This is a genomic window from Amycolatopsis sp., from assembly GCF_025464955.1.
In the GTDB taxonomy this organism is placed as follows: domain Bacteria; phylum Actinomycetota; class Actinomycetes; order Mycobacteriales; family Pseudonocardiaceae; genus Amycolatopsis.
This window is the reverse complement of record NZ_JAODNM010000176.1, coordinates 1-14,162: the sequence shown is the minus strand read 5'-3', so window position 1 is coordinate 14,162 and position 14,162 is coordinate 1. Positions and strand designations below refer to the sequence as shown.

At 67.5% G+C, this 14,162-nt stretch carries 2 protein-coding genes; both read left to right on the top strand.

All coding sequences use genetic code 11. The features are described 5' to 3' along the window. The first annotated feature begins 199 nt into the window (after positions 1-199). Complete coding sequence (locus tag JWQ81_RS44095; protein ID WP_297551608.1) at positions 200-8,086, top strand: type I polyketide synthase; 7,887 nt, start codon at positions 200-202, stop codon at positions 8,084-8,086. A gap of 41 nt (positions 8,087-8,127) precedes the next feature. Next, positions 8,128-14,162 (top strand): type I polyketide synthase (locus JWQ81_RS44090; protein WP_297551607.1); only part of this gene is annotated, 6,035 nt, incomplete at its 3' end.

Below are 14,162 nucleotides of genomic sequence, written 5' to 3'. Positions count from 1 at the left end.
CCGACCTACCTGAGGGACGCTAGCAGTGGGATCCGGGGCATCTTGGGCGAACCAGCGGCACGGCCGCCCCAGGCTCGAACATAGGGGGGTAGTAGGGGATTCGCAGGGGTCGTCGGGAAATTTCCTGGTATTTAGCAGGTATCGGGTCGGTTAGCGTCGCCACTGGTCACGAGTTCCTCAACCAGGGAGTGACGTCGAGATGTTGCGTGCAGAGTTGATCCGGCCCATCCCTGAGCTGCTCCGAGAGCACGCCGACCGGCTGGGGGACAAGGTTGCCTTCCGCGACCAGCGGCGAAGTGTGAGCTACGCGGAGCTGGAACGACGCACCTGGCGGCTGGCCGGGCACCTTGCCGGCCTGTGGCTACAACCCGGCGACCGCGCGCTGATCTACCTCGGAAACTGTGTCGAGGTCATCGAAAGCTACCTCGCGGTGGCGAGGGCCAGCGGGGTCGGCGTGCCGTTCAACCCGGCGTCCTCGGAGGCGGAGTTGGCGCATGTGCTCGATGACAGTGGCGCCAGGGTGGTGCTCACCGACCCGGCCCACCTGGACCAGGTGCGAAAGCTGTTGCCGGGGCGGCCATACCTACGCGTCGTGGTAACCGGCGACGTACCCCTGCCACGCAGCAGCTCCGGGCTCGTGGTGTCATATTCGGACTTGGTCGGCACCGACCCGGCCACCCCGGCGCGGGACGACCAGAGCCTCGATGATGTCGCGTGGATGTTGTACACCTCAGGAACCACGGGAAAACCCAAGGGTGTGCTGTCGACCCAGCGCAGCTGCCTGTGGTCTGTGGCCGCCTGTTACGCACCGATTCTCGGCCTGTCCGAAGAAGACAACGTTCTCTGGCCACTCCCGCTGCACCACAGCCTGGCTCACATCCTCTGTGTGATCGGCGTCATGGCCGTCGGCGGCACCGCGCGGCTGCTGGAGGGTTTCTCCCCGGAAGAAGTCCTGCGCGCGCTGGGTGAAGAGTCTTATACCTTCCTTGCGGGCGTACCCGCGATGTACCACTACCTATTGGCGGAGGCTCGTGAGAACGGGGTCGAGAGCAGCGCGCTCCGGCTGTGCCTGACCGCGGGCTCGATCTGCCCCGGGGCGCTTCGTGCGGCCTTTGAGGACACTTTCGGCGTTCCTCTGCTCGACGGCTACGGCAGCACCGAGACCTGCGGGCTGATGACCGTCAACTGGCCTTCCGGTGCCAAGATCGAGGGCTCGTGCGGTCTCCCGGTGCCCGGGCTCGCCATCCGCGTGGTGGATTCGGACACCGGCATCGACCTGCCGGCGGGCGCCGAGGGCGAGGTCTGGGTGCGTGGGCCGAGCCTGATGGTCGGTTACCACAACCAGCCCGAGGCGACCGCTCAGGCGCTGCCCAATGGCTGGTACCGCACCGGCGACCTGGCCCGCTGTGACGAACTGGGCTACTTCACGATCACCGGCCGCAGCCGGGAACTGATCATCCGCAGTGGCGAGAACGTGCATCCCGCCGAGATCGAGGACGTGTTGCTGCGCGTCACAGGGGTCGCCGACGCGGCAGTGGTCGGCAGGCCGCACGACGTGCTCGGCGAAGTGCCCATCGCGTTCGTGGTGCCCGGACCCGAAGGGTTCGATCCCGAGGCCCTCTTCGCCGCCTGCCGCGAGCAGCTGGCGAGCTTCAAGGTGCCGGATGAGCTCTACGAGATCGACCGCATTCCCCGCACCTCTTCGGGAAAGATCACCCGGCATGTCCTGCTCGACCGGCCCGCGCGGCTGCGTGCCGCGAGCGGTGGCCAGCACGAGTCACTGCTGCGGATCGGCTGGGCGCCGCTGCCGTCGGTGCGCGCTGGACTTCTTCCACTCGCACAGAGTTGGGCCGTGCTCGGGCCGGACGTTTTCGGCCTGACAGCTGGACTTGAGGCGGCCGGGCTGAGCGTGGTGAGCTATCCCGACGCGGCTTCCCTGCACGTCGCGGTCGCCGCCGGCGAGCCGGCTCCGGATGTCGCGGTATCGAGTTGCGCGCCTGGCGCGGCAGACGCTGACGACCTCACCCTCACGACAGAGACCGCGGTGCGGGAGCTTGCGCATACGCTGTGGTCCTGGGCGCATGATGGCTGGCTGGCCGACACCCGACTCGCGGTGGTGACCAGCGGCGCGGTCGCCACCGGCGCCGGTGAGGACATCACGGACCTGGTGCACGCGCCGGTCTGGGGACTCCTGCGGTCCGTCCAGGCCGAGTACCCGGATCACTTCACGCTGCTCGACATCGACCGGCACGAGGACTCGTCCGGGATGCTGTCGCTCGCGCTTACCACCGACGAACCGCAGTTGGCTGTGCGCGGAGGCGTCGCGCTGATCCCACGGCTGGCCCGCGTTTCGACCGCACTGGACAGTGAATCGACCCTGCGGCTGGATCCCAGAGGCACGGTCGTGATCGCCGGTGCCCCCGGAGCCAGGGGGGCTGCGCTTGCCCAGCACCTCGTCACCGCTTATCGGGCGCGGCACGTGTTGCTACTCAGCCCGCGCGGACGAGCCGACGACGCGACTGCGCAGCTCGATGAGGACCTCAAGCGGTTCGGCGCGAAGTGCGCGGTCGTGGCGTGCGATGTGGCCGATCGAGAGGCGTTGGCCGCCGTCCTCGCGAAGGTCAAGCGCCCGCTCACCGCGGTGGTGTACTGCGATGGTGAGCTGGACACGGCTTTGCCCGCGGCGCTGACCGGCGGGTTCCAACGGACGTTTCCCGCCACTGTGGCCGGTGCGGTCAACCTGCACCAGCTCACCAAGGACAAGGACCTTGCCGCCTTCGTCCTGTTGGGTTCGGTGTCGGGTGCGCTCGGCACGGCCGGCTGTGCGGAGCAGGCCGCGGCGAACGCGTTCCTCGATGCGCTCGCCCGATACCGGCGCTCACAGGAGCTTCCCGCACTGTCGGTAGCTTGGGGCGCGTCGATTCGGGACGAAGCCGACACTGCCGTCGAGAACAACGCGACCGAACTGTCCGTCCAGGACTGTATGGCGATGTTCGACGTCGCGGGGACGATGAACCTCGTCAACGCCGTAGTCGTCCGCATTGCCGGTGCCGCGCTGCGGGAGCAGATCCCGGCAAGCGCGGTTCCAGCGTTGCTGCGCGGTCTGATCGACCTCGCGCCGCGGCCGGCGAAACTGGACGAACGTGAACTGTCCGAACTGCGTTCGCGGCTGGCCGGCATGTCGGCTGACGAGCAGAACTCGTTCCTGCTGAACGTCGTTCGCACCGAAGCGTCGACCGTGCTGGGTTTTCCGGTCGACGAACGCGGCGACTCGGAGCGCACGTTTCGCGAGCTCGGCTTCAGCTCGATCAGCGCGGTGGCGCTGCGCAACCGGCTGAGTGCGGCGACGGGCCTTCAGCTGTCCGCCGCCGTGGTCTTCGACTACCCGACGGTCGGGGTACTGGCCCGGAATCTGAAGGCCTTGCTGTTCGGGGAACGACCCGTGCCGAACTCGGTGGAATCGCCGCGCGTGGTCGTAGATGAGCCGATCGCGATCGTCGCGATGGCGTGCCGGTATCCGGGCGGCGTGCGCACTCCGGACGAACTGTGGCGACTCGTGACCGAGGGCGGCGACGCCATCGCGGGCTTCCCGGATGACCGCGGGTGGGACCTGAAGAGGCTTTTCGACGGCGCGAGTGCGACGCAAGAGGGCGGTTTCCTTCACGAAGCTACGGAGTTCGACGCGGAGTTCTTCAAGATCTCTCCACGCGAGGCACTGGCGATGGACCCGCAGCAGCGGTTGATGCTGGAGACCTCGTGGGAACTGGTGGAACGCTCCGGGGTCGATCCGGCTTCGCTGCGTGGCAGCAAGACCGGGGTGTTCGCCGGGGTGATGTACCACGACTACGGCTCGGATCTGAGCAGTCCACCGGAAGGCACCGAGGCCTACTGGGGCATTGGCACCGCGGGCAGCGTCGTTTCCGGCAGGGTGGCCTACACACTGGGGCTGGAAGGTCCGGCGGTCACCGTCGACACGGCGTGTTCATCGTCGTTGGTGGCGATACATCTAGCCGGCCAGGCCCTGAGGCAGGGCGAGTGCGACCTGGCGCTGGCCGGCGGCGTCACCGTGATGTCGACGCCGCAGACCTTCGTGGAGTTCACCCAGCAGGGCGGTTTAGCGAGCGACGGCCGGTGCAAGGCGTTCTCCGACGACGCGGACGGCACGGGCTGGTCCGAGGGCGTCGGCTTGGTCCTTCTGGAGCGGCTGTCGGACGCTCGGCGCAACGGGCACGAGATTCTCGCGGTGGTGCGTGGTTCCGCGGTGAACCAGGATGGCGCATCGAACGGTTTGACCGCTCCGAACGGTCCGTCACAGCAGCGCGTGATTCGGCAGGCGCTGGCGAAGGCCGGTCTGTCCACTGCGGACGTCGACGTGGTCGAGGCGCATGGCACCGGGACTTCGCTGGGTGATCCGATCGAGGCGCAGGCACTGCTGGCGACTTACGGCCAGGACCGTGAGACGCCATTGCTGCTGGGTTCGGTGAAGTCGAACATCGGGCACACGCAGGCGGCCGCCGGTGTTGCCGGGGTGATCAAGATGGTGCAGGCCCTGCGGCACGGGATCATCCCGCGGACACTAAACGTGGACATGCCGTCATCGCGGGTGGACTGGTCGGCCGGCGCCGTGGAGCTGCTCACCGAGCAGACCGTGTGGCCGGACAACGACCGGCCACGACGTGCGGGGGTTTCGGCCTTCGGTATCAGCGGCACGAACGCACATGTCATCATCGAGCAGGCGCCTGCGGCCGAGCTGACCGTGGCGGACCCGACTGTGGTGTCCACGGTGGTGCCGTGGGTGTTTTCGGGAAAGACCGAGGCTGCGCTGACGGCACAGGTGGATCACATCGGGACCACTGTGGACAATCCGGTCGATGTCGGGTTCTCGTTGGTGACATCACGCTCGGTGTTCGAGCATCGCGCGGTTCTGTTGTCCACTGAGGATGGTGTGGTCGAGGTGGCGCGTGGTGCCACGGCTGAGCGGCCGGTGGCGTTTCTGTTCTCGGGTCAGGGTTCGCAGCGGGTGGGGATGGGCCGGGAGTTGGCTGTCCGGTTCCCGGTGTTCGCTGAGGCGTTTGATGGCGTGCTCGCCCGGTTGGGTGTCGAGTTGCCTGATGATGAGGAGTTGTTGAATCAGACTGGTGCGGCACAGCCGGCGTTGTTCGCGCTGGAGGTGGCGTTGTTCCGGTTGGTGGAGTCGTGGGGGGTTCGGCCCGACTTTCTTGCCGGGCATTCGGTGGGTGAGGTTGCGGCAGCGCATGTGGCAGGAGTGTTGTCGTTGGAGGATGCGTGTGTACTGGTTGCCGCCAGGGCTCGGTTGATGCAGGCGTTGCCTGGTGGTGGAGCGATGGTGGCGATCGAGGCGGCTGAGGTAGAGGTGTTGCCGTTGGTGAGTGGTGGGGTGTCGATCGCGGCGGTGAATGGGCCGAGGTCCGTGGTGATCGCCGGGGATGAGGCCGGCGTGCTCGCGATGGCGGCGTTGTTCGAGGCGCAGGGGCGGAAGACTACTCGTTTGCCGGTGAGTCATGCGTTCCACTCTGCCTTGATGGATCCGATGGTGGCTGAGTTTCGCGAGGTGGTGGAGGGTCTGTCGTTGCGGGAGCCGGTCGTTCCGATGGTGGCTTCCGGTGACGTGACGTCGTCGGAGTATTGGGTGCGTCATGTCCGGGAGACGGTGCGGTTCGGGGATTCGGTGAGCACTCTGGTTGAGCGGGGTGTGACGGCGTTCCTCGAGTTGGGTCCGGATGGGGTGCTTTCGGCGATGGTTGCGGAGTCGGTGCCGGTGGGTGCGGTGGTGGTTCCGTTGTTGCGTAAGGGTCGGTCTGAGGAGGTTTCGGCGTTGACGGCGCTGGCACGCCTGCACGTCACCGGCGTCTCCGTACGGTGGCAGGAGTTCTTCGCCGGGACCGGAGCTCGCCGGGTCGAGTTGCCGACCTACGCCTTCCAGCGTCAGCGGTTCTGGCCGGAGCCCGATGGTCCGGCGGTGTCTGCGGACCCGGTCGAAGGAGCATTCTGGAGTCTCGTCGAGGGCGGCGATCTCGCGTCGGAGCTGAACTTGGACGCCGAGACGGCCGCGGCGCTCGTCCCCGCGCTGTCGTCGTGGCGTGGGCGTCGGCAGGCGCGGTCTGTGGTGGATTCCTGGCGGTACCGCGAGTCGTGGACCTCGTTGAAGTCGACCTCCGGTGCGACACCGGGGGAGTGGCTGATGCTCGTTCCGGCCGACGAGATCGACGACGAGTGGATGGGCCCGCTGGTGGCCGCGCTGGGTTCGCACGTGCTGAGGCTCGACGTCGCCGACCTGGACCGCGCCGGGCTGGGTCGGGAACTGTCCGGGATCGCGGGCATCGCGTTCGACGGTGTGCTGTCACTGCTCGCAGTGCCCTCGACGCGGTCCGACGGGCCGGTCCCGGATGGCCTGAGGCGGTCGGTCGCGCTGGTCCAAGCCTTGGCGGACAAGGGAATTGCTTCGCCGTTGTGGTGCGTGACGAAGGGCGCCGTGTCGGTCGGTAACGGCGACCAGGTCAGTTCTCCCGAGCAGACCGCGTTGTGGGGCCTCGGCCGCGTCGCCGCGTTAGAGTTGCCGAGGCGCTGGGGTGGTCTTCTCGACCTGCCGGACGAGATCGACGTGCGGGTCGGCAGCGGCTTGGCGCAAGTGCTCACTGGCGCCTTCCCGGACGAGGACCAACTGGCACTACGGAGTTCCGGGGTGTTCGGACGCCGGCTGGTCCGAGCGCCTGTCGGTGGGGAACCCCAGCGGCGCTGGCAGGCCAGTGGCACAGTTCTGATCACCGGCGGCACCGGCGGGCTGGGCGGCCATGTTGCCCGCTGGGCCGTTGCCAGCGGTGCCGAACACGTGGTGCTCACCAGTCGACGAGGACTGGAGGCGCCGGGAGCGAAGGCGCTGTCGGCGGAGTTGGAGGCGTCGGGCGCCCGAGTCACCGTGGCTGCTTGCGACGCGGCCGACCGTGACGCGCTCGCGAAGGTGCTGTCGGACATCCCGGTCGGGGTCCCGTTGAGCGCGGTGGTCCATACCGCCGGGGTCGACACCGGGGACGCGGCAGTCGAGTCGCTGACGGAAGAGCAGCTGGCGGCGATGCTGCGGGCCAAGGTGGCCGCCGGGTGGAACCTGCACGAGCTGACGCGAGCCCAACCGCTGGACGCGTTCGTGCTGTTCTCCTCGGGTGCGGCCACCTGGGGCAGTGGCGGGCAGCCGGGATACGCAGCAGGCAACGCATTCCTGGACGGACTCGCCCACTACCGCCGGGCCGATGGACTGCCCGCGACGTCGATCGCTTGGGGTGCTTGGGCCGAAGCCGGGATGGCTGCGGACAACACGCTCGTTGCCGAGCAGATGCGCCGCCGCGGGGTGCTGCTGATGGAGCCCGGACTGGCGATCGCGGCGCTGCGGCAGGCGTTGGATGAGGACCAGACCACGCTGACGGTGACGAACACCGACTGGGCGCGGTTCGCGCCCGGGTTCACCGCGCAGCGGCCGAGCCCGTTGCTCTCCGGCATCCCCGAAGTCCGTCAGGCTCTGTTCGCCACGGGAAACCCCGAAGCGCGGGACAACGGACTCGGGCAGCGACTCGCCGGCCACTCCGACGAGGAAGCCGAGCGCGTGCTGCTCGACCTGTTGCGGTCGCAGGTGGCAGTGGTGCTGGGACACCGCGGTTCCACCGCGGTCAGCGTCGACAAGTCCTTCCGCGACCAGGGTTTCGACTCGATGACCGCGGTCGAACTGCGCGATCGGCTCACCGCGGTCACAGGACTGGTGCTGCCTTCGGCGCTCATCTACGACTACCCGACACCCCGTGCCGTTGCCGGGTATCTCGTGGCGAACCTGGTCAGCAGTGAGGCCTCGGCTTTGGGCTCGTCGGCGAGCGAACTGGACCGCTTCGAAGCCGCGCTGTCCTCCGAGCCCGCGAACGGCGCGGCGCGGGAAGCGCTCGGAGATCGTCTGGAGAAGATCCTTTTCCGACTGCGTCAGCCCGCGATGACCGCGGGCCGGTCTTCCGAGGAAGACATCAGGACCGTGCCCGTCGACGAGCTGCTCAGCATCATCGACGAAGAGCTGTACGACCTTTCTTGACGATTGCCAGTTCTTTCCCGACGGGAAATGAGGATGGACCAGTGCAGGACGAGCAGCAGGACAAGGTTGTCGAATACCTGAGGCGAGTCGTCGTCGATCTCCGGCGCGCGCGCGAACAGGTCGAGGAACTGGAGTCCAAGAAGACCGAGCCGATCGCGATCGTCGGCATGGCCTGCCGTTTCCCCGGCGCGGTTCAGTCCCCTGAGCAACTGTGGCAGGTCGTGGCGGAAGAGCGGGACGTGGTCTCGCCGTTCCCAGCCGACCGTGGCTGGGATCTGGAGTTCCTTACGGGCGTCAGCCTGGCCGTCGAGGGCGGTTTCCTCACCGAGCAGGCCGAATTCGACGCGGACTTCTTCGGCATCTCCCCGCGCGAAGCACTCGGGATGGACCCGCAGCAGCGGCTACTGCTGGAGATCTCCTGGGAGGCACTGGAACGGGCTGGGATAGACCCAGCCTCGCTGCGGGGCAGCCGAACCGGTGTTTTCGCCGGAACGAACGGCCAGGACTACGCCGATCTGCTGGTGGAGGCCGAAGGGCACGCCGACACGGGTCTCGTGGCCAGCGTGCTGTCGGGCCGGTTGTCTTACACCTTTGGTTTCGAGGGACCGGCTGTCACCGTGGACACGGCGTGTTCGTCGTCGCTGGTGGCGATGCACCTGGCCGCCCAGGCACTACGGCAGGGGGAGTGCGACCTGGCGTTGGCGGGCGGTGTGACGGTGATGTCGACGCCGCACGCCTTCGTCGAGTTTTCGCGTCAGCGTGGTTTGGCCGCTGACGGCCGGTGCAAGGCATTTTCCGAGTCCGCGGACGGCGTGGGGTGGTCCGAGGGCGCCGGACAGCTGGTACTGGAGCGTCTTTCCGACGCCGAACGCAACGGGCACCCGATTCTCGCTGTGATGCGAGGTTCAGCGGTGAACCAGGACGGCGCGTCCAACGGGTTGACCGCGCCGAACGGTCCTTCGCAGCAGCGGGTCATCCGTCAGGCACTTGCCAACGCGGGGCTTTCGGCGTCGGATGTGGACGCGGTGGAGGCGCACGGAACCGGTACCTCACTGGGCGATCCGATCGAGGCGCAGGCGCTGCTGGCGACCTACGGCCAGGACCGGGAGCGGCCGCTGCTGCTCGGTTCGGTGAAGTCGAACATCGGGCACACGCAGGCGGCCGCCGGTGTGGCCGGAGTGATCAAGATGGTCATGGGGATGCGGTATGGCGTGCTGCCGCGGACGTTGCATGTGGACGCTCCGTCGTCGCACGTGGACTGGTCCGCCGGCGCCGTCGAGCTGCTGACCGAGCAGGCGGAGTGGCCGCCGAGTGACCATCCCCGCCGGGCAGGTGTGTCGTCGTTCGGTGTCAGTGGCACCAATGCGCACGTGCTGATCGAACAGGCACCCGTCGTGGAGGTGGTGACGTCGGAGGACGGGCCTTCGGTGGTGCCGTGGGTGCTCTCGGCGAAGTCTGATGCGGCCCTGGACGCGCGTGTGTCCCAGCTTGAGTCCTTTGTGCATGGACAGTCGCAGGTTGACGTCGGCTTCTCACTGCTGTCGTCGCGCGCGGTGTTCGACCGCAGGGCGGTCTTGCTGGCGACCTCCGAGGGTGTTTCGGAGCTCGCTCGCGGTGTCGCCGTGGACAGCTCGTTGGCGGTGTTGTTTTCGGGTCAGGGTTCGCAGCGGGTGGGGATGGGCCGGGAGTTGGCTGCCCGGTTCCCGGTGTTCGCCGAAGCTTTCGGTGCCGTGCTTACGCAGCTGGGTGTCGAGTTGCCTGATGATCAAGAGTTGTTGAACGACACCGGGGTGGCTCAGCCGGCGTTGTTCGCTCTTGAGGTGGCGTTGTTCCGCTTGGTGGAGTCGTGGGGTGTACGGCCGGACTTCTTGGTCGGGCATTCGATCGGCGAGATCGCCGCGGCGCATGTGGCTGGGGTGTTGTCGCTCGAGGACGCTTGCGTTTTGGTGGCTGCCCGGGCTCGGTTGATGCGGGCGTTGCCGGCCGGTGGTGCGATGGTGGCTGTTCAGGCGACCGAAGCTGAGGTCCTTTCCCAGCTGACTGATGGTGTGTCGATCGCGGCGGTCAACGGTCCGACGTCGATCGTGTTGTCCGGGGTGGAAGATGAGGTCCTGGCGCTTGCCGGGCGGTGGAAGTACAAGCGGCTGTCGGTGTCGCATGCGTTTCATTCGTCGTTGATGGATCCGATGCTGGCTGAGTTCCGTGCCGTGGTGGAGAGCCTGAATTTTGCGGCTCCGCGTATTCCGATTGTGGCGGCTGGTGATGTGATGTCGCCGGAGTACTGGGTGAGCCATGTCCGCGACACTGTGCGCTTTGCCGATTCGCTGGGCACCCTGAGTAATGCCGGCGTGACCACCTTTTTGGAGCTCGGTCCGGACGGTGTGCTGTCGGCGATGGCGGCCGAGTCGGTGCCGGTGGACGCTGTTGTGGTTCCGTTGTTGCGTAAGGATCGTGGTGAAGAGCTGACCGCGGTCACGGCGTTGGCGCGCCTGCACGTGACCGGGGTTCCCGTGGACTGGTCCGGCTTCTTCGAGGGCGCTCACCGGGTGGATCTACCTACTTATCCGTTCCAGCGTGAACGGTACTGGCCTTCGGTCTCAGTACAGGCCGGTGACGCTTCGGGACTCGGCCTCACTTCGGTGGAACACCCCTTGCTGGGGGCGGCCGTCGACCTCGCCGACGGTGAGGGGGTCCTGTTCACCAGCCGGCTTTCGCTGCGCGCGCAGCCATGGCTCGTCGATCACGTCGTCGCGGGCCGGGTGCTGCTGCCCGGCACGGCGTTCGTGGAGCTGGCTATTCGCGCCGGTGACGAGGTCGGGTGCGAGCAGATCGAGGAACTGACCCTGATCGCGCCGCTGGTGGTCCCGGCACAGGGCGCGGTTCAGCTGCAACTGCGTGTCGCCGTAGCGGACGCCGCCGGTCGCCGTGCGGTCACGGTGCACTCCCGGCCTGAGGGCGCGGTCGAACTGCCGTGGACCCAGCATGCGACCGGTGTCCTGGCTGTGGGAGCGCGGACCAGCACGTTCGACGCGGAGGTGTGGCCGCCGGCCGACGTCGAACCGGTCGACATGGACGGCTTCTACGAGCGGTTCACCGAGGCTGGATTCTCCTATGGCCCCTTCTTCCAAGGTCTCCGCGCTGTTTGGCGCCGAGGTGAAGAGCTGTTCGCCGAGGTATCGCTACCTGAGGGCACTGACGCCACCGGCTTCGGACTGCACCCCGCCTTGCTCGACAGCGGCCTGCACGCGGCCAGGTTCGACGACCTCGGGGGCGGACTCCCCTTCTCCTGGCAAGGCGTGTCCCTGCACGCGAGCGGCGCCTCGGCTGTGCGGGTGCGCTTGGCCCGCGGTACCGACGGCGTGCTGTCGATCGCCGTCGCGGACACCGCCGGAGCGCCGGTCGCGACTATCGCTTCATTGATCACCCGGTCGTTGCCGACCGAGCGGCGCGACGATGTCTCCGATTCGCTGTTCAAGCTGACCTGGGTTCCCGTCGCGGTACCGGAGCCGGCGTCGGTGGCCGGTGACGGGCCGACGGTGGTGTCGATAGGTGGCGACGGCGACGTGGTGGAATCAGTCCACGCCGTGACTTCTCGGGTGCTCGGTTTGCTGCAGGAGCGGCTGGCGCAGGAGCAGTTCGACGGGTCGCGGCTGGTGTTCGTGACCCGTGGTGCGGTGTCCGGTGCCGATCTCACGGCGTCGGCTGTGTGGGGTCTGGTGCGTTCGGCACAGTCGGAGAATCCTGGCCGGTTCGGTCTGCTGGATGTGGATTCCGATGAGCTGGTGCCGCGAGCGCTCGCGATCGACGAGCCGCAGTTGATGATCCGCGATGGCGAGGTGCTCGCAGCCCGGCTGGCGCGGGTGACCGAGTCGCCGGAGCCGGTGACGTGGGATGCCGACGACACGGTGCTGATCACCGGTGGCACGGGTGGTTTGGGTGGTTTGCTGGCACGACACCTGGTCGGACAGGGCGTGCGGAACCTGGTGCTGCTGAGCCGTCGTGGTCTGGAAGCGCCTGGCGCGGTCGAACTGGTGGCCGAGTTGGATGCGGTGGTCGAGGTCGTGGCCTGCGATGTGGCGGATCGTGCCGCCGTGGCGGAGGTGTTGTCACAGCACGAGATCTCGGCCGTGGTGCACACCGCTGGGGTGCTCGACGACGGGGTCATCGGGTCGCTCACGCCGGAGCGCATGGATGCCGTCCTGCGACCCAAAGTGGACGCGGCCTGGCATCTGCACGAGCTCACCCGGGACCTCAAGGTGTTCGCGGTGTTCTCCTCGGCGGCGGGCACGTTCGGGATCCCCGGACAGGGCAACTACGCGGCGGGCAACGCGTTCCTCGACGGACTGATGCGCCACCGGCGCGAGCTCGGGCTACCAGGTATCTCACTCGCTTGGGGCGCGTGGGCTCAGACTGTCGGGCTGACCAGCACGTTGTCCGAAGTGGACATGGCGCGGATGGCGCGCTCGGGCATGCCGCCGCTGCCTGCCGAACAAGGTCTCGCATTGTTCGACGCTGCGTTGGGCTCTGGGGAGCCGGTGGTGTTGCCAGTGCGGCTCGACCTGCCAGTGCTTCGTGCGCAGGGCGAGGTGCCGGCATTGCTGCGTGGCTTGATCCGGACGCGCACACGTCGGTCGGTGGCCGGATCCGGCGCTGCCGCCGGTCTCCTGCTGCGGTTGTCGGCACTCGGCGAGGTCGAGCGGGGCGAGGCCCTGCTGGACCTGGTACGCGGCCAGGTAGCGGAGGTGCTGGGACACGGTAGTGCCGCCGCGATCGATCCGAACCGGGCGTTCCGGGACCTCGGGTTCGACTCGCTGACGGCGGTCGAGCTGCGCAACCGCATCGGCACTGTGGCGGGCCTGCGGCTGCCCGCGACGCTGGTGTTCGACTACCCGACCACCACCACGTTGGCTGGGTATCTGCGTGCGGAGCTGTTCGGCGCGGACACCGTCGCGGTGGCGCGGCAGCTTCCGTCGATAGTCACGACGACGGACGACCCGATCGTCATTGTCGGCATGTCTTGCCGCTACCCGGGCGGGGTGAGCTCGCCGGAGGACTTGTGGCGGCTGGTGCTCGAAGGTACCGACGCGATCACGGGGTTCCCCACGGACCGAGGCTGGGACGTCGAGGCGCTCTACAACCCCGATCCTGAGCAGACTGGTACTTCGTACACGCGCTCAGGTGGGTTCCTGCACAACGCGGGCGAGTTCGACCCGGACTTCTTCGGCATGTCCCCGCGTGAGGCGCTGGCCACCGACTCGCAACAGCGGTTGTTGCTGGAGACGTCATGGGAGGCGCTGGAACGGGCCGGCGTTGACCCGACATCCCTGCAGGGCAGCCAAACTGGCGTGTTCACCGGTGTCATGTACAACGACTACGGCTCGATCCTGAGTGACGAGTTCGAGGGCTACCAAGGCACCGCGAGCTCGCCGAGTGTCGCGTCCGGGCGTGTCTCCTACACCTTCGGCTTCGAGGGGCCTGCGGTCACGATCGACACGGCGTGTTCGTCGTCGCTGGTGGCGATGCACCTTGCCGCGCAGGCACTCCGTCAGGGTGAATGCTCATTGGCGTTGGCCGGTGGCGTGACGGTGATGTCCACTCCGGGCACGTTCGTGGCGTTCTCGCGGCAGCGCGGTCTGTCAGCGGACGGTCGGTGCAAGTCCTTCGCGGACGCGGCGGACGGTGTCGGTTGGGGCGAAGGTATCGGCCTGGTGGTGTTGGAGCGGCAGTCTGACGCTCTGCGCAATGGACACGAGATTCTGGCCGTCGTTCGTGGTTCCGCGGTGAATCAGGATGGCGCGTCGAATGGGTTGACTGCTCCGAATGGTCCGTCGCAGCAGCGGGTGATCCGTCAGGCTTTGGCGAGTGCTGGTCTGTCCACGTCCGATGTGGACGTGGTCGAGGCTCATGGCACCGGTACGACCTTGGGTGATCCGATCGAGGCGCAGGCGCTGCTGGCGACTTACGGTCAGGATCGTGAGACTCCGCTGTTGCTGGGGTCGATCAAGTCGAACATCGGGCACACGCAGGCGGCTGCTGGTGTCGCCGGTGTCATCAAGATGGTCATGGCGATGCGGCA